Origin of the sequence: Methylobacterium sp. Leaf123 (assembly GCF_001423405.1) — a bacterium.
GTDB lineage: Bacteria > Pseudomonadota > Alphaproteobacteria > Rhizobiales > Beijerinckiaceae > Methylobacterium.
The window spans coordinates 514,709-539,939 of sequence record NZ_LMNS01000012.1 but is presented as its reverse complement, the minus strand read 5'-3'; the positions used below and the strand labels follow the sequence as shown (position 1 = coordinate 539,939).

The 25,231-nt window shown below is 68.8% G+C and carries 23 protein-coding genes; 17 read left to right on the top strand and 6 right to left on the bottom strand.

All coding sequences use genetic code 11. The features are described from left to right. Positions 1-57: 57 nt before the first annotated feature. Complete coding sequence (gene ppsR / locus ASF53_RS12250; protein WP_056198263.1) at positions 58-1,518, bottom strand: transcriptional regulator PpsR; 1,461 nt, start codon at positions 1,516-1,518, stop codon at positions 58-60. A 27-nt stretch (positions 1,519-1,545) separates the two neighbouring features. Next, positions 1,546-2,433, bottom strand: a complete 888-nt coding sequence (locus ASF53_RS12245) for a cobalamin B12-binding domain-containing protein (RefSeq protein WP_056198261.1) — start codon at positions 2,431-2,433, stop codon at positions 1,546-1,548. Positions 2,434-2,690: 257 nt separating this feature from the next. On the opposite strand from ASF53_RS12245, the gene bchF reads away from it, so the two are divergent. From bchF to ASF53_RS12170, 16 genes are read left to right on the top strand one after another with little or no spacing between them, the layout of a single operon-like run. Next, complete coding sequence (bchF, locus tag ASF53_RS12240; protein ID WP_056198259.1) at positions 2,691-3,194, top strand: 2-vinyl bacteriochlorophyllide hydratase; 504 nt, start codon at positions 2,691-2,693, stop codon at positions 3,192-3,194. Beyond that, entirely contained in the window at positions 3,191-4,459 is a 1,269-nt protein-coding gene (locus ASF53_RS12235; RefSeq protein WP_056198257.1) for a ferredoxin:protochlorophyllide reductase (ATP-dependent) subunit N, read from the top strand. The genes bchF and ASF53_RS12235 overlap by 4 nt, the downstream gene beginning before the upstream one ends. 5 nt (positions 4,460-4,464) lie before the next feature. Then, the gene (bchB, locus tag ASF53_RS12230; protein ID WP_056198255.1) at positions 4,465-6,060 is read left to right on the top strand and encodes a ferredoxin:protochlorophyllide reductase (ATP-dependent) subunit B; all 1,596 of its coding nucleotides are present in this window, start codon (positions 4,465-4,467) and stop codon (positions 6,058-6,060) included. Continuing rightward, entirely contained in the window at positions 6,035-9,751 is a 3,717-nt protein-coding gene (locus tag ASF53_RS12225) for a magnesium chelatase subunit H (RefSeq protein WP_056198253.1), read from the top strand. The genes bchB and ASF53_RS12225 overlap by 26 nt, the downstream gene beginning before the upstream one ends. Then, positions 9,748-10,641 (top strand): ferredoxin:protochlorophyllide reductase (ATP-dependent) iron-sulfur ATP-binding protein, encoded by an 894-nt coding sequence (gene bchL, locus ASF53_RS12220; protein ID WP_056198251.1) that lies wholly within the window; start codon positions 9,748-9,750, stop codon positions 10,639-10,641. Before ASF53_RS12225 ends, bchL begins: the two co-directional genes overlap by 4 nt. After that, positions 10,641-11,483, top strand: a complete 843-nt coding sequence (bchM, locus tag ASF53_RS12215) for a magnesium protoporphyrin IX methyltransferase (RefSeq protein WP_056198249.1) — start codon at positions 10,641-10,643, stop codon at positions 11,481-11,483. The genes bchL and bchM overlap by 1 nt, the downstream gene beginning before the upstream one ends. Beyond that, on the top strand, positions 11,480-12,925 hold the full coding sequence (locus ASF53_RS12210; protein WP_056198248.1) for a BCD family MFS transporter: 1,446 nt from the start codon (positions 11,480-11,482) through the stop codon (positions 12,923-12,925). The genes bchM and ASF53_RS12210 overlap by 4 nt, the downstream gene beginning before the upstream one ends. 13 nt (positions 12,926-12,938) lie before the next feature. After that, on the top strand, positions 12,939-13,712 hold the full coding sequence (gene puhA / locus ASF53_RS12205; protein ID WP_056198247.1) for a photosynthetic reaction center subunit H: 774 nt from the start codon (positions 12,939-12,941) through the stop codon (positions 13,710-13,712). Further along, positions 13,709-14,401 (top strand): photosynthetic complex putative assembly protein PuhB, encoded by a 693-nt coding sequence (puhB, locus tag ASF53_RS12200; protein WP_056198246.1) that lies wholly within the window; start codon positions 13,709-13,711, stop codon positions 14,399-14,401. The genes puhA and puhB overlap by 4 nt, the downstream gene beginning before the upstream one ends. A gap of 15 nt (positions 14,402-14,416) precedes the next feature. Next, on the top strand, positions 14,417-14,887 hold the full coding sequence (gene puhC / locus ASF53_RS12195) for a photosynthetic complex assembly protein PuhC (protein WP_056198244.1): 471 nt from the start codon (positions 14,417-14,419) through the stop codon (positions 14,885-14,887). A gap of 17 nt (positions 14,888-14,904) precedes the next feature. Further along, a complete protein-coding gene (locus ASF53_RS12190; protein ID WP_003600930.1) occupies positions 14,905-15,201 on the top strand; it encodes an O2-dependent cyclase accessory protein in 297 nt (98 codons plus the stop codon). Continuing rightward, entirely contained in the window at positions 15,198-16,292 is a 1,095-nt protein-coding gene (gene acsF / locus ASF53_RS12185) for a magnesium-protoporphyrin IX monomethyl ester (oxidative) cyclase (protein ID WP_056198243.1), read from the top strand. Before ASF53_RS12190 ends, acsF begins: the two co-directional genes overlap by 4 nt. Before the next feature lies 1 nt (position 16,293). Continuing rightward, complete coding sequence (gene puhE, locus ASF53_RS12180; RefSeq protein WP_056198241.1) at positions 16,294-17,103, top strand: putative photosynthetic complex assembly protein PuhE; 810 nt, start codon at positions 16,294-16,296, stop codon at positions 17,101-17,103. Positions 17,104-17,158: 55 nt separating this feature from the next. Then, complete coding sequence (gene hemA, locus ASF53_RS12175) at positions 17,159-18,376, top strand: 5-aminolevulinate synthase (protein ID WP_056198503.1); 1,218 nt, start codon at positions 17,159-17,161, stop codon at positions 18,374-18,376. A 53-nt stretch (positions 18,377-18,429) separates the two neighbouring features. Then, positions 18,430-18,690: a type II toxin-antitoxin system HicA family toxin gene (locus ASF53_RS24950; RefSeq protein WP_082482659.1), complete on the top strand. Its 261-nt coding sequence runs from the start codon at positions 18,430-18,432 to the stop codon at positions 18,688-18,690. Continuing rightward, the gene (locus tag ASF53_RS12170; RefSeq protein WP_056198239.1) at positions 18,687-19,016 is read left to right on the top strand and encodes a type II toxin-antitoxin system HicB family antitoxin; all 330 of its coding nucleotides are present in this window, start codon (positions 18,687-18,689) and stop codon (positions 19,014-19,016) included. The genes ASF53_RS24950 and ASF53_RS12170 overlap by 4 nt, the downstream gene beginning before the upstream one ends. A gap of 35 nt (positions 19,017-19,051) precedes the next feature. Here ASF53_RS12170 and ASF53_RS12165 read toward each other — a convergent pair whose 3' ends face one another. The 3 genes from ASF53_RS12165 to clpS form a co-directional block, all read right to left on the bottom strand. Beyond that, positions 19,052-19,324: a hypothetical protein gene (locus tag ASF53_RS12165; protein ID WP_056198237.1), complete on the bottom strand. Its 273-nt coding sequence runs from the start codon at positions 19,322-19,324 to the stop codon at positions 19,052-19,054. A gap of 137 nt (positions 19,325-19,461) precedes the next feature. Then, the gene (clpA, locus tag ASF53_RS12160; RefSeq protein ID WP_056198233.1) at positions 19,462-21,945 is read right to left on the bottom strand and encodes an ATP-dependent Clp protease ATP-binding subunit ClpA; all 2,484 of its coding nucleotides are present in this window, start codon (positions 21,943-21,945) and stop codon (positions 19,462-19,464) included. 22 nt (positions 21,946-21,967) lie between these two features. Next, a complete protein-coding gene (gene clpS, locus ASF53_RS12155) occupies positions 21,968-22,363 on the bottom strand; it encodes an ATP-dependent Clp protease adapter ClpS (protein ID WP_003600922.1) in 396 nt (131 codons plus the stop codon). 431 nt (positions 22,364-22,794) lie between these two features. Between clpS and ASF53_RS12150 the strand changes: the two genes are divergently transcribed. Continuing rightward, complete coding sequence (locus ASF53_RS12150) at positions 22,795-24,279, top strand: D-alanyl-D-alanine carboxypeptidase (protein WP_056198231.1); 1,485 nt, start codon at positions 22,795-22,797, stop codon at positions 24,277-24,279. 226 nt (positions 24,280-24,505) lie between these two features. Here ASF53_RS12150 and ASF53_RS12145 read toward each other — a convergent pair whose 3' ends face one another. Then, complete coding sequence (locus ASF53_RS12145) at positions 24,506-25,201, bottom strand: J domain-containing protein (protein WP_056198229.1); 696 nt, start codon at positions 25,199-25,201, stop codon at positions 24,506-24,508. Between the last annotated feature and the right edge of the window lie 30 nt (positions 25,202-25,231).

The window sequence follows — 25,231 nt, the reverse complement described above, 5'->3', positions numbered from 1 at the left end:
GGGTGGTGTCAGCCTTTTTTGCTCGATGCACTATAGCGCCGATCACCGAAAAATGACCTAGGACGTCAACTCAGGGTCGTTGCCGTCGAGGTCGCCGATACCGTAGCGGCGCATCTTCGCGTAGAGGCCCTGACGGCTCAGGCCGAGCATCTCCGCCGCCGAAGCGCGGTTGTCGCGCGTGATGCGTAGCGCCGCCTCGATGCACAGCTTCTCGATGAGGTCGGTCGTCTCGCGCACCAGGGCCTTCATGGACACGCGGCCCACGAGTTCGGTCATCTGCTCGACCGAGCGGGGCAGGTCGTGCCCGCCGCTGGCGTGGACCGGGGCCGCCCGCCGCGGCGTCGCGCGGACGGTGAAGCCGAAACAGGGCTGATCGGCGTGAGAGGTGGAGACGGCGGCAACCTCCACCTCCTCCACGGAGCCGTACTGGCCGCGCATCGCCGTCGAGAAATGGCGCACCGAGCCGTGATCGCGCAGCATCGCGAACAGCGCGAGCGCATCCGTTTCCCCACGGCCGAGCCAGTTGTCGAGGGTCCGGCCGCGGACCTGCTCCTCGGTGGCGTGCTGGGTGAGATCGAGGAAGGCGGTGTTGGCGGTGAGGATACGGCGCGAAGCGTCGGTGACGACGAAGCCCTCCGGCATCCGCTGGATGATATCGAGTGCGCCCCGTCCGAACTCGATGCGCTCCGGCGCCGCCGCAACGAGCGTGGCGAGGCGCAGCAGCACCGAGGTCGTGCCCTCGCCACGGAACAGGGAGGCGGAGACCCGGACGTCACCCCGGCCGCCGGCCAAGGGCGCGACGAGATCCGTCGCCTGCCCGGTGACGCGCAGGCCGGCAAACAGGTTCTGCAAATCCCGCAGGCTGCCCGCGTCGAACAGGTCCGCCGCATCCTGGCCGATCACGCGCTTCTGCGGCCGGCCGAGCAGCCGCATCGCCGCCGGGTTGATCTCCGTCACCCGCCGTGTGCCGGCATCGACCACCAGAACCGGTTCACCGGAGAGCTGGAACAGGAGTTTGTAGCGGGTCTCGGCGGTGCGCAGCCGGTCGTAGTCCCGCTCCAACGCCTGCTGCGTCTCGGCCAGACGCCGCTGCAACGCCGCGATCGTCCGCAGATCCTGACCGACCACGATGATCGGCCCATCCTGGCGCGGACGCAAAGTGGCGTAGCGAATCGGCAGGTCGGTGCCGGTGGGGGAGGGATGGTTGACCTGCCGCCAGCGGGTCATCGTGCCGGGCGCCGCATCGCGCAGCAGCGCATCGATCTTGGGCCGGCTCTCGACCGTGACGGTGTCGATCCAGGGCTTCCCGAGCCAGGTTTCGATGCCCTGTCCCTCAAGGTCGGCCCGGCCGGTCATCGTATCGCGGATGATCCCGTGATGATCGACCACGAGGGAGAGATCGGAGGTTGCAGCAATCAGCAGCCCGGCCGCCTCGCCATCGAGGAGACCGGCTGCCTGTTGCAGCGCCGGAGAGGGGCGCCGGGGAGAGGGGCTCGCCAAGCTGCTCAAGGTCAACACTTCGTAATGGCGCTGAAAGCGCCCTTATCAACAGGCTCGCGTCCGCATTTCAAGCAAGCTTTCCGCAATGAGCGGTGCAAGACGCCCATCTTCCGCTGTGCCATCCGCGCCGACAAGGCGGACGTGATCAGGATTCCGGGCAAAATAGGGGCCGCCGACCAAGACTTTGATCCGCGTGTTGCACGAAGCGGCGCGCAGGGCACGAATCCGGTCGGTGAGGGCGGGCAGGAATACGTCGCAGGACAAAGTCAGCCCGAGGATGTCGAACCATTCCATGCGGACGAGATCCGCCGCGTCGAGGCTCGATTGAGTGCCGGTAGTGGTCACGTCCCACCCCGATTCGCGGAAGATGGTGGCGACCAGCGACAGGCAGAACACATGTGTCTCCCCCGGCCCCGGCAGCAAGAGGATGCTCCGCCCCGCGGGATCGACCGCATCGCTCTCGAACCGCGCGCACAGGTCGCGCGTCGCCGCCTGGAGGCGCCCGAGGGCCACGGTCACGTCGACGAAATCGCAGGCATCCTCCTCCCAGAGCCAGCCGAGATGCCGCGCCACCGGCGCCAGCAGATCGACAAGCATGCCTTCGAGGGTCAGCCCCTCGTCGAGGATGCGTAGGAGATGGGGGGCGAGGTCCGTATCCGTGCGGGCGAGCAACAGGTCGCTGAGCCGCTGGACTTCTTCTGATGTCGGCTGGCGACCGGCGACCGGGGGCCGAGGCGCCGCCCGATCCCGGTGAGCCAGCATCAGCCGGGGCAGGATCTCCGCCTCGACCACGCTCGCCAATTGTCGGCGCATCCCGACTCCATCGGGCTGCAGCTCGAACGCTGAGGGGACAAGCGGCTCGGCCACGACACCGCATTCCGGTGACACGGCAGGATATTCGAGACGCTCGCCGAAATGCCTCCAGTCGCCCATGGGCGTCTCCCTGAGGATGCGGCTCGGTGGATGCAGCGTGCAATTTAATGCGCTGAATCGGCACCAGGGCAACGGACGCGTGTAGCACAACGATACGCTTCCGCTCACGATTGGCAATCCCCGGCCCCATCGACCCAATGAGAAATGTAATCTGGAACGACCGTCAACTTGGATTGACACTTTTAGGCGACGCGGCCTAGGCTCAGGGCGTCGAGGTCTCCGAAGACGGGGCCGAAGGGCGAGCGAGGGCGGACGCCATGCGTCAGCACCAGGGCCGGCAACAACCGCTCTACACGAGCGCTCAGCGTCAGCGCCGCGACGCGTCGCGCTGGACGCTGGTGCAGGGGATCCTGGCGCCGCTGCAATTTCTCGTCTTCGCGGTGAGTCTCGGCCTCGTCCTGCGCACGCTCGCCACCGGCGAGGGGGCCGAGGCCGCCAACGCCTCCGTCGTCGCCAAGACCCTCGTTCTCTACGCGATCATGGTCACGGGCTCGATCTGGGAGAAGGTCGTGTTCGGCCGCTACCTGTTCGCGCCGTCCTTCTTCTGGGAGGACGTGTTCAGCATGCTCGTGCTGGCGCTGCACACGGCCTATCTCGCCGCGCTCGGTTTCGGCTGGCTCGATACGCAGGGATTGCTGGTCCTCGCGCTCGCCGCCTACGCCACCTACCTCATCAATGCCGGCCAGTTCCTCCTGAAGCTTCGGGCGGCACGGCTCGAAGCCCCGGCCTCCCTCTCTTTCGCAGGTGAGGTGGCCCGGTGAACGCCCACGCGCCCCTTCCTTCCACCGAATGCGGCGTCTCGGTCCGCGCCGAGCACGGCCAGCGGGCGGTGTTCTGCGGCCTCACCGGCATCGTCTGGCTCCACCGGAAGATCCAGGACGCGTTCTTCCTCGTCGTCGGCTCACGCACCTGCGCCCACCTGATCCAGTCGGCGGCGGGCGTGATGATCTTCGCCGAGCCGCGCTTTGCCACCGCCATCATCGACGAGCGCGATCTCGCAGGCCTCGCCGACATGAACGAGGAACTCGACCGGGTGGTGACGCGGCTGATCGAGCGGCGGCCCGACATCCGGCTGCTGTTCCTCGTCGGCTCCTGTCCCTCGGAGGTGATCAAGCTCGACCTGTCGCGGGCGGCCCTGCGGCTGTCGCGGCGACTCGCCCCGGACGTGCGGGTGCTGAACTATTCGGGCTCCGGCATCGAGACGACCTTCACCCAGGGCGAGGATGCCTGCCTCGCCTCCCTGGTGCCGGAACTGCCGGAGGCGGCGACGACGGACGAACTCCTCGTCGTCGGCGCGCTGGCCGACGTGGTCGAGGATCAATTCGCCCGGTTGTTCTCCGATTTCGGCATCGCCGCCCGCTTCCTGCCGGCGCGGCGCGCCGGCCAGATGCCCCCGGTCGGGCGCGGCACGCGCTTTCTCCTCGCTCAACCCTTCCTCGCCGACACCGCGCGAGCCTTGGAAGAGCGCGGGGCCCGGCGCATCGCCGCCCCGTTCCCGCTGGGGGCTGAGGGCACGACCGAGTGGCTCCGCGCGGCGGCCGAAGCCTTCGGCGTCGATCCCGCCCGGTTCGAGGCTGTGACGGCGCCGGGCCTGCGCCGCTCCCGTCAGGCGCTGGCGGCCTATGCCGAGAAGCTCGCGGGCAAGCGGGTGTTCTTCTTTCCCGATTCGCAGCTCGAAGTGCCGCTCGCCCGCTTCCTGTCGCGGGAGATGGGCGCGGAGCTGATCGAGGTCGGCACGCCCTATCTGCATCGCGGCCACCTCGCCGCCGAACTCGAATGGCTCCCCGACGGCACCGCCGTGGTGGAGGGCCAGAGCCTCGACGACGGGCTCGACCGCTGCCGGCTCGCGCGGCCGGACCTGACGGTGTGCGGCCTCGGCCTCGCCAACCCTCTGGAGGCGGAGGGGCTGACGACGAAGTGGTCGATCGAGCTGCTGTTCACGCCGATCCAAGGCTACGAGCAGGCGGGCGACCTCGCCGAATTGTTTGCGCGCCCGCTTGAGCGGCGCGCCCGGCTGGAGGTGTAGCGGCCATGCAGCTCACCGTCTGGACCTATGAGGGACCGCCGCATATCGGCGCCATGCGGGTCGCCACCGCGATGGAGGGGCTGCACTACGTGCTGCACGCTCCCCAGGGCGACACCTATGCCGACCTGCTCTTCACGATGATCGAGCGGCGTGCCAAGCGCCCGCCGGTCACCTACACCACCTTCCAGGCCCAGGATCTCGGCCGCGACACCGCGGCGATCTTCAAGGACGCGGTCGCCGCCGCCTACGCGCGCTTTCAGCCTCAGGCGATGATCGTCGGCGCCTCCTGCACCGCCGAGCTGATCCAGGACGATCCGGGCGGCCTCGCCAAGGCGCTCGCCCTGCCGATCCCGGTGATCCCGCTGGAATTGCCGGCCTACCAGAAGAAGGAGAACTGGGGCGCCTCCGAGACCTTCTACCGCCTCGTGCGCGCCCTGGCCGGCGCTCCCGGCGAGCGCGCCCCGCGCGACGGGCGGCGCCCCGCCTGCAACATCCTCGGCCCCACCGCCCTCGGCTTTCGCCACCGCGACGACCTGATCGAGGTCCGGCGCCTCCTCGAAGGCCTCGGGATCGCGGTGAACGTGGTGGCACCCCTCGGCGCCACGCCCGCCGATCTCGTCCGGCTCGGCGAGGCCGACTTCAACATCGTGCTCTATCCCGAAGTGGCGCGCAGCGCCGCGCAGTACCTCGAAAAGTCGTTCCGGCAGCCATTCGTCGATGTGGTGCCGATCGGTGTCGGTGCAACGACGCGCTTCGTCGAAGCGGTGGCGGCATTGGCCGGCGTCGATCCCGCGCCCATCCTCGCCAACGCGCCCTCGCGCCTGCCCTGGTACAGCCGGTCGGTCGATTCGACCTATCTCACGGGTAAGCGCGTTTTCGTGTTCGGAGACGCCACCCACGCGCTGGCTCTCGCCCGCGTCGCCGCGCACGAACTCGGGTTCAAGCTCGTCGGGCTCGGCACCTATACCCGCGAATTCGCCCGCGAGGTCCGGGCGGAAGCCGCCCTCCACGGGATCGAGGCGACGATCACCGACGACTACCTCGACGTCGAGGCGGCGATCCAGGCGGCGGCCCCCGAACTCGTGCTCGGCACGCAGATGGAGCGCCACATCGCCAAGCGGCTCGGCATCCCCTGCGCGGTGATCTCGGCGCCGATCCACGTCCAGGATTTTCCCGCCCGCCACTCGCCGCAGATGGGTTTCGAGGGCGCCAACGTCCTGTTCGACACCCTCGTGCACCCCCTGATGATGGGGCTGGAGGAACATCTCCTCGGGATGTTCCGCGAAGATCCCGAATTCCACGATGGCGCCGCCCCGTCTCATCTCGGCCGCGGGCCGAGCGGAATCGCGGACGCCGTGGAACGGGCGCCGAAGACTCCCCCCCTCGCGTCCGCGCCCGTTCCATCCCCCATCCAGATCCAAGGTTCCGACGCGGTCCGCACCGCGCCGTGGGCGCCCGATGCCGAGAAGGAGCTGAAGAAGATCCCGTTCTTCGTGCGCGGGAAGGCCCGCGCCAACACCGAGCGCTTCGCCCGAGAGCGGCAGCTCCCGCTCATCACTCTCGAGACCCTTTACGATGCCAAGGCGCATTTCGGCCGATAGGCCCACCATCCGCGTCGCCATCGTCACGCTCGACAATCACTTGGCGAGCGCGGTGGAACGGGCGCGCCTGCGGCTCGCGGCTGAGATGCCGGGTCTCGCATTGAGCTTCCACGCCGCCGCGGAGTGGGAGACCGACAAGGCCGCGCTCCGGGCCTGCGAGGCGGAGATCGCGCGGGCCGACATCGTCGTCTCGGCGATGCTGTTCCTCGACGAGCATGTCCGGGCGATCCTGCCGGCGATCCTGGCACGCCGCGAGCGCTGCGACGCAATGATCGGCTGCCTCTCGGCCTCGGAGATCGTGCGCACGACCAAGCTCAACCGCTTCGACATGAGCGGGACCAAGCGTTCGGCCCTCGACTTCCTGAAGCGGCTGCGCGGCAAGCCGGGCGCCGAGGGCAACGCCGCCCGCCAGATGGCGCTGGTGCGCAAGCTGCCGAAGATCCTGCGCTTCATCCCCGGCTCGGCGCAGGACGTGCGCGCCTATTTCCTCACTCTGCAATACTGGCTCGCGGGCTCGGACGAGAACGTGGCGAGCCTCGTGCGCTTCCTCGTACAGCGCTACGCCGCCGGCCCCCGCGCCGTGTGGCGCGAGATCGCCGCCGCGCCCGCGCCCCAGCATTATCCCGAGACCGGCCTCTACCATCCGCGCATGGCGGAGCGCGTCGGCGAGAGCCTGTCCGCCCTGCCGACCGTGGCCGGCGCCCGGGGCCGCGTCGGCCTGCTGCTGATGCGCTCCTACGTGCTGGCCGGCAACACGGCGCATTACGACGGCGTCATCGCCGCCCTGGAAGCCAAGGGTCTCTCGGTCGTGCCGGCCTTCGCCGCCGGCCTCGACAACCGCCCGGCGGTGGACGCCTACTTCACGGCGAACGGCCGGCCGGCGATCGACGCGCTGGTCTCGCTCACCGGGTTCTCGCTGGTCGGGGGCCCGGCCTATAACGACGCGGCGGCGGCCGAGGCGACGCTGGCACGGCTCGACGTGCCCTATCTCGCCGCCCACGCCCTGGAGTTCCAGACGATCGAGCAATGGGAGGCGGGCAGCCGCGGCCTGTCGCCGGTCGAGGCGACGATGATGGTCGCGATCCCCGAACTCGACGGCGCCACCGCACCGATGGTGTTCGGCGGCCGTTCCTCGGCTTCCGGACCCGGCAATGCCCGCGACATGCGCGTGCATCCCGAGCGCGCGGAGCGACTCGCCGCCCGGATCGATCGGCTGGTCTCCCTGCGGCGGCGGCCGAAGCGCGAGCGGCGCTTGGCCGTCATCCTGTTCAACTTCCCGCCCAATGCCGGCGCAACCGGCACGGCCGCCTTCCTCTCGGTCTACGCCTCGCTGCTGAACACCCTGCGCGGCCTCAAGGCCGACGGCTACGACGTCGCGGTGCCCGACAGCGTCGATGCGTTGCGCGAGACGATTCTCGGCGGCAACGCCACCCGCTACGGCACGCAGGCCAACGTCCACGCCCGCGTCTCGGCCGAGGATCACGTCCGCCGCGAGACCTACCTGCCGGAGATCGAGGCGCAGTGGGGCCCCGCGCCCGGCCGCCACCAGAGCAACGGCGCCGACATCCTCGTGCTCGGCGCGCAGTTCGGCAACGTCTTCGTCGGAGTGCAGCCCGCCTTCGGCTACGAGGGCGACCCGATGCGGCTGCTGTTCGAGCAGGGCTTCGCGCCGACCCACGCCTTCAGCGCCTTCTACCGCTGGCTGCGCGAGGATTTCTCCGCCGACGCCGTGCTGCATTTCGGCACCCATGGCGCGCTCGAATTCATGCCGGGCAAGCAGGCCGGTTTGTCGGAAGCCTGCTGGCCCGAGCGGCTGATCGGTGCACTGCCCAACATCTACCTGTACGCCGCCAACAACCCGTCCGAGGGCACGCTCGCCAAGCGCCGCTCCGCTGCGACGCTGGTGAGCTACCTCACGCCGAGCCTCGCCGCCGCCGGGCTCTATCGCGGCTTGAGCGACCTCAAGGCCTCGGTCGAGCGCTGGCGCGGTCTGGAGCCGGAAGCGACCGCCGAGCGGATTGCGCTCGCCGCGGTCATCCAGGCCCAGGGCGCGGCCGTCGATCTCGTTCCGGCCGAACCCGCCTGGGAGGGGAATCCCGCCCCGCATGTCACCGCGCTCGCCGCCGCTTTGTTCGAACTCGAACAGACGCTGATCCCGCACGGCCTGCACGTGATCGGCCAGGGGATGGTCGGCGAGGAACGGGTCGATCTGCTGCTCGCCCTGGCAGAGGCCTCACACGGGCTCAAACCGGCCCGCGCCGGGATCGAGCTTCTGATCGAGGGCGCGTCCCTCAGCGAATCGCTGGCCGCCGCGGGTCTGCCGGCCGACGAGACCCACCGGGCCGCCTTCGCCGACCTCGCCCGGATCGATGCCGACCTCGCCCGCGACAGCGAGTTGCCAGCGCTGATGCGGGCGCTCGATGGACGTTTCATCGCCCCGGTCGCGGGCGGCGACCTTCTGCGCAATCCCGGCATCCTGCCCACGGGGCGCAACCTGCATGGCTTCGACCCCTACCGCCTGCCGACAGCCTTCGCGCTGGCCGACGGCGCCAAACAGGTGGCGCGAGTGCTGGAGCGTTACCTCGCCGAGGGCCGGGCCCTGCCGGAGAGCGTGGCGCTCGTCCTGTGGGGCACCGACAATCTGAAGAGCGAGGGCGGCCCCATCGCCCAGGCGCTGGCGCTGATCGGCGCAGCGCCCCGCTTCGACGGTTACGGCCGCCTCGCCGGGGCCGAGCTGATCCCACTCGAACAGCTCGGCCGCCCGCGCATCGATGCGGTGGTCACGCTCTCCGGCATCTTTCGCGATCTGCTGCCCCTACAGACCAAGCTGCTTGCGGAAGCGAGCTTCATGGCGGCCAGCGCCGACGAGCCGATCGAGCAAAACTTCGTGCGCAAGCACGCTTTGGCGATCCAGGCCGAGCAGGGCTGCGACTTCGAGACGGCGGCCCTGCGGGTCTTCTCCAATGCGGAGGGAGCCTACGGCGCCAACGTCAACCATCTCGTCGAGTCCGGCCGCTGGGACGACGAGGACGAACTCTGCGAGACGTTCTCGCGCCGCAAGAGCTTCGCCTACGACCGGTCGGGCCGTCCGGCGCCCCAGCGCGACCTAATGAAGGCGGTGCTGTCGCGGGTCGATCTCGCCTACCAGAACCTCGATTCGGTCGAACTCGGCGTCACATCCGTCGATCACTACTTCGACGGGCTCGGCGGCATGGGCCGGGCGGTGGCCCGCGCCCGCGGCGCGGCGGTGCCGATCTACATCAGCGACCAGACCCGCGGGGAGGGGCGCGTGCGCTCCCTCGACGAGCAGGTGGCGCTGGAAACCCGCACCCGCATGCTCAACCCGAAATGGTACGAGGGCCTACTCGGCCACGGCTACGAGGGCGTGCGCCAGATCGAGGCGACCCTGACCAACACCGTCGGCTGGTCCGCCACCGCCGGCGCGGTGCAGCCCTGGATCTACGAGCGCATCACCGAGACCTTCGTCCTCGACGACGTGATGCGCGATCGTATGGCGACCCTCAACCCCACGGCCTGCGCCAAGGTCGCGAGCCGCCTGATCGAGGCTCACCGCCGCGGCTTCTGGACTCCCGACCCGGCGATGCGCGACGCGCTCGACCGGGCCGAGGAGGAACTGGAAGACCGGCTGGAGGGCGTCACACCCGGCCTCACCGCAGGAGTCGCGGCATGAACATCGCCATCCGAAACCCGGTCCCGATCCGCCGCGAGGAAGGCAGCCTGCAAGTCTCGCTCGACCCCGACGACCGGATCGAGACCGCCAAGGTCTTCGCGGTCTACGGCAAGGGCGGTATCGGCAAGTCCACCACCTCCTCGAACCTGTCGGTGGCCTTCTCGAAGCTCGGCAAGCGCGTGCTCCAAATCGGCTGCGACCCGAAGCACGACTCGACCTTCACCCTGACCAAGCGCCTCGCGCCGACCGTGATCGACGCGCTCGAATCCGTGAATTTCCACTCCGAGGAGCTGCGGCCGGAAGATTTCGTGGTCGAGGGCTATAACGGCGTGAAATGCGTCGAGGCCGGCGGCCCGCCCGCCGGCACCGGCTGCGGCGGCTACGTCGTCGGGCAGACGGTCAAGCTCCTGAAGGAGCATCACCTACTGGAGGATACCGACGTCGTCGTGTTCGACGTCCTCGGCGACGTGGTCTGCGGCGGCTTCGCCTCGCCGCTCCAGCACGCCGACCGGGCGCTGATCGTCACCGCCAACGACTTCGACTCGATCTTCGCGATGAACCGGATCGTCGCGGCGATCCACTCCAAGTCGAAGAATTACGGCGTGCGGCTCGGCGGCGTCATCGCCAACCGCTCGGCCGGGACCGACGAGATCGACCGCTTCAACGCGGCGGTGGGCCTGCGCCGTCTCGCGCATTTCCCCGACCTCGACGTGGTGCGGCGCTCGCGCCTGAAGAAATCGACCCTGTTCGAGATGGACCCGACGCCGGAACTGAAGGCCGTCACCGACGAGTACATGCGGCTCGCCGAGACGCTCTGGGCCGGTGCCGATCCCTGCGAGGCCGCGCCGATGAAGGACCGCGACCTGTTCGAATTTCTCGGATTCGACTGATGAGCACGCCCTACCTCACCCGCCGCTCCCAACTCGAAACCTACTTCGACCGCACCGCGGTCGAGGCGTGGTCGCGCCTCACCTCCGACGCACCGGTCTCGAAGATCCGCGCCACGGTGCGGGCCGGGCGTGACACCATGCGCGCCAACCTGCTCGGCTGGCTGCCCGCGGATCTGACCGGCCGGCGCCTGCTCGATGCCGGTTGCGGCACCGGGGCACTCGCAGTCGAGGCCGCGCGCCGGGGGGCGGAGGTGACGGCGATCGATGTCTCGCCGACATTGATCGGGCTCGGTCGCGAGCGTCTGCCCGCGATTCCCGGCCCCGGCTCGGTCACGTTCCGGGTGGGCGACATGCTCGATCCCTGGCTCGGTCGCTTCGACCATGTCGTCGCGATGGATTCGCTGATCCATTATCAGGCGCCGGACATCGTGCGGGCGCTCGCCGAACTCTCCCTGCGCACCGACGGCAGCCTGCTCTTCACCGTCGCCCCGCGCACGGCGCTGCTGACGCTGATGCATGCGGCCGGCACGCTGTTCCCGAAGGCCGACCGGGCGCCCGCCATCGTGCCGATCACCGAGAGCGGCCTGCGGCGGCGCATCGCCGGGGAGCGGGCGCTGGCACGTTTCACGGTCGCGCGAACGCAAAGGGTCAACAGCGGGTTCTACCTCTCGAACGCGATCGAGATCCGAAAAAACCCTCCCCCCTCTGCGGGGGAGGGTGCCTGCGGAGCGGGCGGGAGAGGGGCTGGCTCAGGTCTCTCCGGAAACGGCGCTCCCCTCTCCCGACCCCTGCTGACGCAGGAGCCATCCTCCCCCGCAGAGGGGGGAGGGCAATTTCAATGAGATCCGGCCTCGCCATCACCCAGGCGCTGCTGCGTCTCGGCCCGGCGATCCTTCCCTTCGCCGACGCGGCGACGAAGGAGCTGCCGCTCGGGCGCCTGATGCGGCTCGCGCTGTTCCAGGTCACGGTCGGCATGGCCGCCGTGCTGCTGATCGGCACGCTCAACCGGGTAATGATCGTCGAGCTTGCGGTGCCGGCCTGGATCGTGGCGGTGATGCTGTCGCTGCCGCTGCTGTTCGCCCCGCTGCGGGCGCTGGTCGGCTTCCGCTCGGACACGCACCGCTCCGTGCTCGGCTGGCGGCGGGTGCCCTACATCTGGTTCGGCACGCTGCTTCAGTTCGGCGGGCTGGCGATCATGCCGTTTGCCCTGCTGATCCTGTCGGGTGACACCACCGGCCCGCTCTGGGTCGGCCATGTCGCCGCCGCGCTCGCCTTCCTGCTCGTCGGCGCGGGACTCCACACCACGCAGACCGTCGGGCTGGCGCTGGCCACCGATCTCGCCCCGGCCCACGCCCGCCCGAAGGTGGTGGCGCTCCTCTGCGCGATGCTGCTCGCGGGCATGATGGGCAGCGCGGTGCTGTTCGGGCTGGCGCTGGCGAATTTCTCGGCCGTCCGCCTGATCCAAGTGATCCAGGGCGCGGCGCTGGTGACGATCGTGCTCAACGGCGTCGCCCTGTGGAAGCAGGAGCCGCGCGATCCGCACCGCACCGACCGGGCAGCGGCGCGGCCGAGCTTTTCCCAATCCTGGCGCGGCTATGCCGGGGAGCGCACCGCACGGCGGCGGCTCGCGGCGATCGCGCTCGGCACCGCAGCGTTCTCGATGCAGGACATCCTGCTCGAACCCTATGGCGGCCAGATCCTCGGTCTCACGGTGGCGCAGACCACGGCGCTCACCGCGATGCTCGCCGCCGGCGGCGGGCTCGGGCTCATCGCGGCGGCGCGCTGGCTCAACCGCGGCGGCGACCCCTACCGGGTCGCGGCGACGGGCGCGGTGATCGGCATCGCCGCCTTCTCGGCGGTGATCTTCGCCGCACCCCTTGCCTCGGCCCGGCTGTTCGCGGCCGGCGTCACCCTGATCGGCATCGGCGGCGGGCTCTTCGCCCACGGCACGCTCACCGCCTCCATGGCCAAGGCCGGGCCGGACGATACCGGTCTCGCGCTCGGCGCCTGGGGCGCGGCGCAGGCCACCGCCGCGGGCCTCGCCATCGCCGCCAGCGGCATCCTGCGCGATCTCGGCGCCGCGGTGGCGCAATCGGGGGCACTCGGCGAGGGCATGAACGAGCCGGCCATCGGCTACCTCATCGTCTACCACGTCGAGATCGCGCTGCTCTTCGCCACGCTGGTCGCGCTCGGCCCGCTCGTGCGCGCGGACGCCCCCGGCTCCATCCGTCCGGACGAGCGGCGCTCCGGTTCGTTCGACCCCCTCGTCAACCGTCCCACCTGATCGGAGGCCTGCCATGCCCAGAGGCGAGATCACCGGTTACATCGATGTCGCGCAGGTCACGCTCTACGCGTTCTGGATCTTCTTCGCAGGGCTGGTCTTCTACCTGCGCCGGGAAGATCGCCGCGAGGGCTACCCGTTGGAGAACGAGGCCGCCGGCCGGCTGAAGAACCCGGACCCGATTCTCATCCCGACGCCGAAGGCCTTCCACCTGTCGAGCGGCCACACGATGTACGCGCCGCAGACCAACATCGCCTACGACACCAACGTGCCGAGTGCCCGCCGCGAGGTCTTCCCCGGCGCGCCCTACTTCCGCACCGACACCTCGCTGCAGGCCGGCGTCGGCCCCGGCTCCTGGGTGCCGCGCCACGACGAGCACGACCGGACCTGGGACAACGCGTACCGCATCGTCCCCTTGCGCGTCGCCGACGCCTTCGTGGTCCACGAGGACGGGCCGAACCCGATCGGCATGTCGGTCTTCGGCGCCGACCGGCAGGTCGCCGGCACCGTCGTCGATCTCTGGCTCGATCGCGGCGAATCCTTCGTGCGCTACTACGAGGTCGAACTCGGGGCGGGCGGGCGCCGGGTGCTGATGCCGGTGACCTTCTGCACCACCGGCCGCTTCTCCCGCACGGTGAAGACCGAGGCGCTGCTGGCGGCGCAGTTCGCCGACATCCCCGGCACCAAGGATCCCGATTCCGTCACCCTGCTCGAGGAGGAGCGGATCATGGCGTATTTCGGCGCCGGCACCCTCTACGCCTCGCCCGCCCGTGCGGAGCCGATCCTATGAGCGACTCCGACTTCCTCCCCGAAGGGACGTTGCGGGGCCTGCCCGGTCCCCTGCCGCCCGGCGAGCGCATCCTGTGGCGCGGCGCCCCCAGCCTCTCCGGCGTGCTGCTGCGCGCCTTCCACGCCCGGCTCGTCATGCTGTGGTTCGCCGGCACCGCCACAGTGCTGGCCATCGGCGCCGCCGCGAGCGGGGGGCCGGCGCGGGCGCTGGCTGTGGCGGGCCCGACCCTGCTGATCGGCGTTGCGGCGCTCGGGCTGTTGAGCTTCCTCGCGTGGCTTGTCCACCGAACGACGGTCTACACGCTGACCGACCGGCGCATGGTGCTGCATGTCGGCATCGCCCTGCCGATCACCCTCAACCTGCCGCTCACCCGGATCGAGTCGGCGGACCTGCGGCTGTTCTCCGACGGCACCGGCGACATCCCCCTGCGCCTACCGCCGGGCGAGCGGGTCGCCTACTTGCATCTCTGGCCGCATGCCCGGCCCTGGCGGGTGGGCCGGCCGGAGCCGATGCTGCGCTCGGTGCCTGAGGCCCGGAGCGTGGTGGCCCTGCTCGCACCGGCGCTCGCGGCGCAGATCGAAGGTTCGGGCGAGGGCGTCGCCAAAACTTCGACGCGTGCCGTCGAACCCGCCGCGACCGGACGCGCGAGCGCGGCCCCCGGCCGTCTCGCCACCGCCGGGGCCCGATAGCGGAGAGGGAAACCGATGCCCGTCGAGCTGAACTTCCGCCGCCCGCCGCAAAAGCCGCAATCCCAGCGGCCGGCGCTACTGGCCGTCGTGGCCCTGCTCACGGTGGCGATCGTGGCCGTCGCCCTCGGGCGCGGGCAGGAGGCGGGGCCGCAGAGGCCGGCGGCCCATCCGATCCAGACCCTGGCCTTCCACGCCGAGGACCAGCCGGACGGCGCCATCGACCTGCGCGCGGCGGAGAGCGGAACGCTGGTCGCCCGGATCGAGCCGGGACAGGACGGCTTCATCCGCGGGACGCTGCGCGGGCTCGCCCAGGCCCGGCAGCGGGAGGGCCTGAGCCGCGAGCCGCCGTTCACCCTCACGCGATTCGACAACGGGACGTTGTCGTTGGAGGATGGAGCCACTGGGCGGCAGGTGCCGCTGCTGGCCTTCGGTCCTTCGAACGCGAAGGCCTTCGCCCGCCTGCTGCCCGGCACGGAGCTGCGGTGATGAGGGAGGGGGCGGACATGGCCTGGATCGGCAAGACGGTCGTCGAGGTGCCCTGCACCGTCGAGATCGAGCAGACGCCGGAGAGCCTGCACGCGCATGTGACCCTCGATGGCGGGTTCGAGATCGAGCCCGGCGACGAGGTTCAGGTTCACGATGCGCCGACCGAGGTGCCCTACGGCGAACGCCTCACCGTGCGCCGCACCGCCACCGTCACCCGCGCAGGCCGGCTGGAGCGGGCCTGGACCAAGCTGATCGCCCATCTCGAGCTGACCGAGCTTTACGAGGTGAGCTTTTCCGAACGGAGGAAGCTGTGAACGCCAACGTCCAGCCCCAAGCCGCTGCCGGAACGCCTTTCCCGCGCCAGCCGCTCAACGAATCGACCAAGAGCGCGCAACAGACAACGTTCCTGAGCCCGCGCTTCTACACCACCGATTTCGACGAACTCGACCGCACCGATGTCGAGCCCGTGCGCCGGGAATGGGACATCCTGATCGAGGAGCTGCGCTCGGACCCGAACAAGCGCCATTTCGTGCGCAACGAGGAGTTCGACTGCGACCTCGCCGAGATGGACCCGGAGCTGCGCAAGGAATTCCTCGACTTCCTCGTCTCCTCGATCACCGCCGAGTTCTCGGGCTGTGTGCTCTACGCGGAGATGCGCAAACGCGCCAAGAACAAGGACATCAAGGAGCTGTTCGGCTTCATGAGCCGTGACGAGGCGCGCCATGCCGGCTTCATCAACGACACGCTCAAGGATTTCGGCGTCGGCGTCGATCTCGGCTTCCTGACGAAGGCGAAGAAGTACACGTTCTTCAAGCCCAAGTTCATCTTCTACGCGACCTACCTCTCGGAGAAGATCGGCTACGCCCGCTACATCACCATTTACCGCGAACTCGAGCGCCATCCCGAGCGGCGCATCCACCCGATCTTCAAGTGGTTCGAGAAGTGGTGCAACGACGAGTTCCGCCACGGCGAGGCGTTCGCGCTACTCATGCGCGCCAACCCGAAGCTGACGACGGGGGTCAACCGCTACTGGATCCGCTTCTTCCTACTGGCCGTGTTCGCGACGATGTATGTCCGCGACCATTGCCGCCCGGCCTTCCACAAGGCGCTCGGGGTCGATCCGACCGACTATGACTTCAAGGTCTTCCGGATCACCTCCGAGATCTCGAAACAGACCTTCCCGATCACGCTGGATCTCGATGACCCGCGCTTCAAGGCGGGGCTCGACCGTCTGCTAGTTTGCGCCGACAAGATCGCCGCCGCCAAGGCGGAAGGGGGCCTGTCGGGCAAGCTGAAGCACGGGGCCCAGACCCTCGTCGCGGCGGCGACCTTCGTGCGGCTCTACCTGCTGCCGGTCAAACAGAACGCGATGCCGGCCGACATCCGCCTCGATCCGGTCTGGTAGCATGGGCGTCTACGCCGCTCCGGCGCTTTACGCTGTCCTGCTGTGGTGGTCGGCCACCGGGCTGGTGCTGGTGCTCCAGCACCTGCCGCGGCGGACGCATGCCCGCAGCATGGTCGCGGCGAGCGCCGTCCTGGCCGGCGCGCTCTGGACCATCCGCGCCGTCGCGGACGACGACACGGAGACCGGCGCCTATCTCGGCTTCACCGCCGCGGTCATCGTCTGGGGCTGGCAGGAGATGAGCTACTATATGGGCTTCGTCTCCGGCCCGAAGCCCGCCGCCTGCGCGCCGAACCTGCGCGGGTTCGACCGCTTCTTCGCCGCGCTCGCCACCAGCCTGTGGCACGAATTCGCGATCCTGATCGGCGGGCTCGTCATCCTCTGCCTCACCTGGGGGGAGGGGAACCGGGTGGCACTCTGGACCTACGCCCTGCTCACCTTGATGAACGCCTCGGCGCGGCTCAACCTGTTCCTCGGGGTGCGCAACCTCCACGCCGAGTTCCTGCCGCCGCATCTCGGCTATCTCGCCTGCTACCTCAGCCGGCGGCCGATGAACCCGCTGTTTCCGTTCTCGGTGACACTGGGCACCGCCGCGACCGTTCTGCTCGCCCGCGGCGCCCTCGGGGATGCCGCCGCGCCGCAGACGGTGACGGGCTTTGCCCTGCTCGCGACGCTCGCGGCGCTCGCCACCCTCGAACATTGGTTCCTGATGCTGCCGCTGCCCTCGGCGGCGCTCTGGAACTGGAGCCTTCCCGGCCGCGCCGCACCCACGGCCGCCGAGATGCCCGAGACCCGGGCAGTGCACCGCGAATGAGGTGAGGCGGACACGAGATCCGCCCACCGACATCATCTTCTTCGGGGAGGACGGCATGGATTACGAAGCGTTCTTCGGCAATGCGATCACCGGGCTCCACCGGGAGGGGCGCTACCGCGTCTTCACCGATCTGGAGCGGCAGGCGGGGCGGTTTCCCTACGCGACGCATCACCGGCCCGGCGGCGCGCGCGAGGTTACCGTCTGGTGCTCCAACGACTATCTCGGCATGGGCCAGCACCCGTCCGTGCTGCAAGCGATGCACGAGGCGATCGACCGATGCGGGGCGGGCGCGGGCGGCACCCGCAACATCTCCGGCACCAACCATTACCACGTGCTTTTGGAGCAGGAACTCGCCGACCTCCACGGAAAGGAAGCGGCGCTGATCTTCTCCTCGGGCTACGTCTCGAACTGGGCAGCGCTCGGCACACTCGCCTCAAAGCTGCCGGGCTGTGTCGTCTTCTCCGACGAGGGCAACCACGCCTCGATGATCGAGGGCATCCGTTCGAGCCGCGCCGAACGCCAGATCTTCCGCCATAACGATCCGGAGGATCTGGACCGCAAGCTCGGGCTGATCGAGCCCGGCCGGGCCAAGCTCGTCGCCTTCGAATCGGTCTATTCCATGGATGGCGACATCGCCCCCATCGACGAGATCTGCGACGTCGCCGAGGCGCACGGGGCGCTCACCTATCTCGACGAGGTGCACGCGGTCGGCCTCTACGGCGCGCGCGGCGGCGGCATCTCGGAGCGGATGGGGTTGGCCCACCGGCTCGACGTGATCGAGGGAACGCTGGGCAAGGCGTTCGCCGTCCATGGCGGCTACATCACCGGCTCGACGCAGCTTTGCGACTTCGTGCGCAGCTTCGCCTCGGGCTTCATCTTCACGACCTCGCTGCCACCCGCGGTCGCCGCCGGCGCCGCCGCGAGCATCCGCCACCTCAAGGCGAGCAGTATCGAGCGGGCGCGGCATCAGGAGCGGGTGGCGCGGGTGCGGCAGGCGCTGGACGCGGCGGGCATCCCGACTTTGGCCAACCGCAGCCACATCGTGCCGGTGATGGTCTGTGACCCCGTGTTGTGCAAGGCGATCAGCGACGCCCTGCTCGACGAGTTCGGCATCTACGTGCAGCCGATCAACTACCCGACCGTGCCACGCGGAACGGAGCGCCTGCGCATCACGCCCTCGCCGCTGCATTCCAACGCCGATATCGACCACCTCGTGGGCGCGCTGAGCACGATCTGGCAGCGGATCGGGCTGAGCAAGGCGGCTGCGGAGTAGGGATGATGGAGGGATGGCGCCCGCTGGCTAACAGTATCGAAAATCGATACTAGATGAAGCTGAGTGGGAAGCATCGAGCAACGCTCGAAGCGGTTTTCGCCGATCCTGTTCGCTCCGGCATCGCCTGGACCGACATCGAGAGCCTTTTGGCGGCTTGCGGTGCGGCGATCGAAGAGGGGCGGGGCTCTCGCGTCCGGATCGCGTTGAATGGTGTGCGGGCCGTGTTCCACCGCCCGCACCCGAAAAAGGAAACGGACAAGGGTGCGGTGAAATCCGTCAGGCGCTTCCTGAGCGAAGCAGGACTGCGACCATGACCGTCATGCACCACAGGGGTTACGAAGCCTTCGTCGAGTATGACGAGGAGGCCGAGCTGTTCCATGGGGAGGTACTCAACCTCCGCGACGTGATCACCTTTCAGGGTCGTTCGGTCGATGAGCTGAAACAGGCGTTGGCCGACAGCATCGACGACTATCTGGCCTTCTGCGCCGAGCGCGGCGAGGAACCTGAAAAGCCGTTCTCAGGACAATTCGTCGTCCGAGTTGATCCTGGGCTTCATCGCGCCGTGGCGTCCGCCGCGCGCCGCGCCGGGCTTAGCCTCAACAAGTGGATCGCGCGGACGCTGGAGCAGGCGGCTAGCTAACCACTCTGATGCCGGCGGAGTAGGGCGCCCGCGCCCTACACCCTCTTCTCGAGCGCGGCCTTCACCTGCATGAGCTGATCCCACACCACGCCGGGGCTGGTGCCCATGGCCTCAAGCACCGCGTTCACGCCCCAGAACAGGCCGAACAGGATCACCGGCACCAGGATCCAGCCGAGAATCTCCTCGCCGCGATGACGGGCCTTGCGGCGGCGGCGGCGTCTCTCGCGGGACGTCAACGGCTTTGGCCGCGCCGGAGCCGGCTGTGGCGCGACAGGCGTGAGGGGTTCCTCCTGCGCGTCGCTCGTCATGTGACCCCCATTGCTGGCCGATGCCCGGCTCCCTAGCGAAGCGCGGCGCCGCCCATATCCGGGAGCCGGCGCAGGAACGCAACCCGCGCCGGCCTCGAAGAGCGGTCACTCTTCCGAGCGACCGCTCTCCCATGCGTTCAGACCTTCAGCGGGACCTTCGGCACGGTGCGGACGGAGCCGCCACCGGACGAACCGCCGCCGGAGGGACCACCATCACGCTTGGCTGCCTTCTTCCGCGGCGCCGAACGCGGCTTGGAGCGCTTGCGCTTGGCCGCGTTGGCGACATCCGTCTCCGGCTTCGGCGTGACCGGTCCGGCGGGGAATTCGAAACCGAGTTCCGCCTTGCCCTTGCCGTCCTCGGCCTCCGGCTTCTTCAGCACCACCTTGACGGCACCGCCGTCCTTGAGGCGGCCGAACAGCACCTCGTCGGCGAGCGGCGTCTTGATCGTGGACTGGATCAGACGGGCCATGGGGCGAGCGCCCATCGCGTCGTCGTAGCCGTTCTCCACGAGCCACTCGCGGGCCTCGTCCGAAAGCTCGATCGTGACGTTGCGGTCGGCGAGCTGGGCTTCGAGCTGAAGCACGAATTTGTCGACGACCTTGGCCACGACCTCCTTCGGCAGGTGGCCGAACGAGATGATCGCGTCGAGGCGGTTGCGGAATTCCGGCGCGAACAGCCGGTTGATCGCCTCCACATCATCGCCCGTGCGCTTCGACTGCGTGAAGCCGTAGGCCGACTTAGCCATATCGGAGGCGCCGGCATTCGACGTCATGATGATGATGACGTTGCGGAAATCGACCTGCTTGCCGTTGTGGTCGGTCAGCTTGCCGTGATCCATGACCTGCAACAGGATGTTGAACAAGTCCGGATGCGCCTTCTCGATCTCATCGAGCAGGAGCACGCAATGCGGGTGCTGGTCGATCCCGTCGGTGAGCAGGCCGCCCTGATCGAAGCCGACATAGCCAGGGGGTGCGCCGATCAGCCGTGAGACCGTGTGGCGCTCCATGTATTCCGACATGTCGAACCGCAACATCTCGACGCCGAGCGAGGCCGCGAGCTGCTTGGCTGCTTCGGTCTTGCCGACGCCGGTCGGGCCGGCGAACAGGTAGGAGCCGATCGGCTTGTCGGGATCGCGCAGGCCGGCCCGGGCGAGCTTGATCGCCGAGGTCAGCGCCTCGATGGCGTTGGTCTGGCCGTAGACGACCCGCTTCAGGTTCTCGGTCAAATTCTTGAGAACCACCGCGTCGTCCTTCGACACGGTTTTGGGCGGGATGCGCGCCATCGTGGCGATGGTGGTCTCGATCTCCTTGACGCCGATGGTGCGCTTGCGGCGCGCCTCCGGCACCAGCATCTGCGACGCACCGGTTTCGTCGATCACGTCGATCGCCTTATCGGGCAGCTTACGGTCGTTGATGTAGCGCGCCGACAGCTCCACCGCCGCCTTCACCGCCTCGGTGGTGTATTTGAGCTTGTGGAATTCCTCGAAATACGGCTTCAGCCCCTTGAGGATCTCGATCGTGTCCGGGATCGACGGCTCGTTGACGTCGATCTTCTGGAAGCGGCGCACCAGGGCGCGATCCTTCTCGAAGTACTGGCGGTACTCCTTGTAGGTGGTCGAGCCGATGCAGCGCAGCGCACCGGAGGCCAGCGCGGGCTTCAACAGGTTCGAGGCATCCATCGCGCCACCCGACGTGGCACCCGCACCGATCACGGTGTGGATCTCGTCGATGAACATGATGGCGTTGGGATGCGCCTCGATCTCCTTCATCACCTGCTTGAGGCGCTCTTCGAAGTCGCCGCGGTAGCGGGTGCCTGCGAGCAGCGTGCCCATATCGAGGGAGAAGACGGTCGCGTCGGCCAGAACTTCCGGCACCTCGTGCTGGATGATCTTGCGCGCGAGACCTTCGGCGATGGCGGTCTTGCCGACGCCGGGATCGCCCACCAGCAGCGGGTTGTTCTTCTGGCGGCGGCAGAGCACCTGGATCGTGCGCTCGACCTCGGAATGGCGGCCGATCAGCGGATCGATCTTGCCGTCGCGCGCCTTCTTGTTGAGGTTGACGCAGTAGGCATCGAGCGCATCGCCCTTCTTCTTGGGCCGCGCTTCGTTCTCCTCGCCGCTGGGACGCTCGGACGCGGTCTCGTCCTCGGCCCCACGCACGGGCTTGGCCTCGGAGGCGCCGGGGCGCTTGGCAATGCCGTGGCTGATGTAGTTCACCGCGTCGTAGCGGGTCATGTCCTGCTCTTGCAGGAAGTAGGCGGCATGGCTCTCGCGCTCGGCGAAGATCGCGACGAGCACGTTGGCCCCGGTCACCTCCTCGCGGCCCGAGGACTGGACATGGATCACCGCGCGCTGGATCACGCGCTGGAAGCCGGCGGTCGGCTTGGCGTCCTGGCGCCCGTCGCCCGTGAGGTTCGAGAGTTCGGTGTCGACATACTCGACGAGATTACGGCGCAGCACGTCGGTCTCGACGTTGCAGGCTCGCATCACCGCGGCGGCATCCTGATCATCGACGAGGGCGAGCAGGAGGTGTTCGAGGGTCGCGTATTCGTGGCGGCGCTCTCCGGCCAGGGCCAGGGCGCGGTGGAGGGCTTGCTCGAGGCTACGTGAGAAGCTGGGCAATGCTCTGGCCTTCGCTGGATGCCTATTTCTTTTCCATAACGCACTGAAGCGGATGTTGGTGCTTGCGGGCGAAATCCATCACCTGCGTCACTTTCGTTTCCGCGACCTCGTAGGTGAACACGCCGCACTCCCCCACACCATTGTGGTGGACGTGCATCATGATCTGGTAGGCGTCGTCGTGGCTCTTGTTGAAGAACCGCTCCACGACATGCACGACGAATTCCATCGGCGTGTAATCGTCGTTGAGCAGCAGCACGCGGTACAGGCTCGGCCGCTTCGCCCGCGGCTTGGTGCGGGTGATGATCGCGGTGCCCGAACGGTCATCGTCGCCGGGGCTGCGCGGGGTCGAGGCCGCACGCACCGGAACCCGTCCCCGACCCGCCTCCTGCACGTTGTCCTGTATCAGCTTAGAAGACATCTGAATCGAAGCGACCTTGGTCTGGCAGCCTTCGGCGCCGTCGTCCCGGGAAGGGGCGCAACGCTCATCAGGCAATCTATAGGCCGATCGGCGACTGCGCCAGTGAGGTGCGTGAAACTGTCCTTACCGAATGAACGCGCAGCCGGCCTGCGCTCACGCGCGGAATGCGGCTCGACCGCCATTGGATCCAATGACGAAACGCCGCATCGCGGACCGGAAGCCGTGAGGCCGGCCGCGCCGAGCGGATCGCGTCAACATCGGCTTAACCCCTGTGGCGAAAGGACGATCTCGCGCCCAGATCGGTCGGCATTAACGGCCGCGTAACCGCGTTCATCCTACCGTCTTCGCCAGAGATTGCGGACCCGATGGCGGCGTCCGTGCAGGGTGCCAGCCGGGCTCAAGCGTCCGGTTGTCGAGGCGAAGGTTTCGAGATGCGTCGCGTAGAAGGCCGGCCCACCACAGGGTCCCGCGCTGTCGCCGTGCTGCTCCTGGCGACGAGTTTTCTCGTCGCCGTGGCCGACCCGGCCGAGGCAAAACGCCGAGGCCACGCCCGCAAGGCGGTGAGCGGGTACAACCCGCCCTACGCCGCGATGGTCGTGGACGTGAAGTCGGGCCGCACGCTGCACGCGGTCAACGAGGACGCCCTGCGCCATCCGGCGTCGATCACCAAGGTGATGACCCTCTACATGCTGTTCGAGCAGCTGGAGAAGGGGCGCTACGACCTCGACTCGCCGCTCAGCATCTCGGCCAACGCCGCCGCCCAGGCGCCGTCGAAGCTGGGCTTGCGCCCCGGCTCGACCGTCACGGTCGAGGAGGCGATCAAGGCGCTCGTCACCAAGTCGGCCAACGACGTGGCCTGTGCCATCGGCGAGAACATCGCCGGCTCCGAGCCGCGCTTTGCCGAGATGATGACGCGCAAGGCCAAGGCGCTCGGCATGAGCCGCACCCACTACGCCAACGCTTCGGGCCTGCCCGACCCGGACCAGATCACCACGGCCCACGATCTCACCCTGCTGGCCCGTGCGATCCAGGATCGCTTCCCGCGCTACTACCGCTATTTCCAGACCCGCTCCTTCGCCTTCCGCGGCCGGACCATCGGTAACCACAACCGGCTGCTCGGCAATGTCGAGGGCGTGGACGGGATCAAGACCGGCTACACCCGCGATTCCGGCTTCAACCTGATGACCGCCGCCAAGCTCGGCGACCGGCAGATCGTCGCGATCGTGCTCGGCGGCAAATCGGGCGCGAGCCGCGACCGGATCATGGCCGATCTCGTCCGCGCCAACCTGCCCCGCGCCTTTGCCGGCAGCCGTCAGACGGCGCCCGTGGTCGAGGTGGCCGAGCGCGGCCGCCCGGCGGTGATCGCCGAGGTCGATTCTCGCACTCGCACCGTCGTCGCCTCGGCGGATGACGACGAGATCGAGACGACGAGCTCCACCAGCAACGCCCCGCTCGACATCCGGCCGGCCACCACGACGCCGGGATCGCGCCGCACCGCCCTTCAGGCTCTGCCGGGTGCCGCCCAGGCCTATGCCGGCTCGGCAGCGCAGGCGCCGTTCCCCGGCACGGCCGGCAAGTCGACTGCCCGCCTGCCCGCCGTCGAGGGTGTCGCCTCCCGGGCCGAGGGCCCGCCGAAGGATGCCCGCAGCGACAGCGCCAAGTCCGTCACGCCGAGTCCCTGGGTGATCCAGCTCGGCGCCATGGACGACGAGGACAAGGCGAAGTCGATCCTCGCCGATGCCCGCAGCCGCACCGGCATGCTCTCCAAGGCCGCGCCCTACACGGTGCGCGTCACCCATGGCGGCACCACGCTGTTCCGCGCCCGCTTCTCGGGCTTTGCCGAACAGAGCACCGCGCAGGATGCCTGCGCCGCGCTGAAGAAGAACGGCTTCAACTGCTTCGCGACCCGGAGCTGATCCGCTCCAACAGCCTTCCTCGGGCGGCTGCCGGCGCGTTCGGCCGGTCGCTGCCCGAGGAGAAAAGCCGCGACCAGAGCGCTTTCCGACGAAGTGGATTCCGGTTCGTCGAAAGAAAGCGCGGCAAAACAAAAAGCTAGAGACGCCGACCTGATGCCATCAGGTCAGCGCCTCTAGCGACTTTGACGACCTTCGACACATCGACCCTGACAACGCGCGTGGAGTTCTAGCGATGTCGGTTCACCAGTCTGTCACGCGCCGCGTTCACGCGCGCCGCTCGCTCGACGCTGCCGCCCTGGTCGGGATGCAACCGCTTCATCAGCGTCCGATGAGCCGTGCGGACGTCCTCCAGGGACGCCCCGCGCTCAAGCCCCAGGACCTGATAGGCCTCCTCCTCCGTCATCGACCCTGGCTTCGCCGCGCCGCCCGGCCGCGGGTCTCCGTTGCCATCAGCGTCTACACGCCAGCCGGGCTGCCGGCGGTCGAGATACGCCTCTAGCCCGCGGGCGCCCTCGGGGTCGTTGCCGCTCAGCAGCGCGGCCAGCTCGATCAGCGCCTCCGCCGGCACCGCCGACAGGCGGCGTCCGGCGAAGGGCCCGACGAGCACGGTCCCGTCCACCGGCGCACCGTCGGTGCCGAGGTCGAGATCGAGGGCGGCCGTCCGCACCTGCCGGGGCTCCCGGTATCCGCGCCACGCGCGGACCCGCCGGATCACGCCCGCTTCGCCCTCCGACAGCCAGAGCCCGCCCGCGCCGAGCAGCAGGGCCGGGATGAAGCTGCCGCGCAGCGACAGCATGAAGGCCGTCGCCAGCAGGGCGTAGCCGGCGAGCAGACGTGCTGTCAGGCCGAAGGGCAGGCGCCCATTGCGGCGGCCGAGCCACCAGAATCCGAGGAGCGCCAGAAGGCCGAGGGCAATGAGCATCCCGCGGTCATCGGCCGGTTCGGTGCGCGC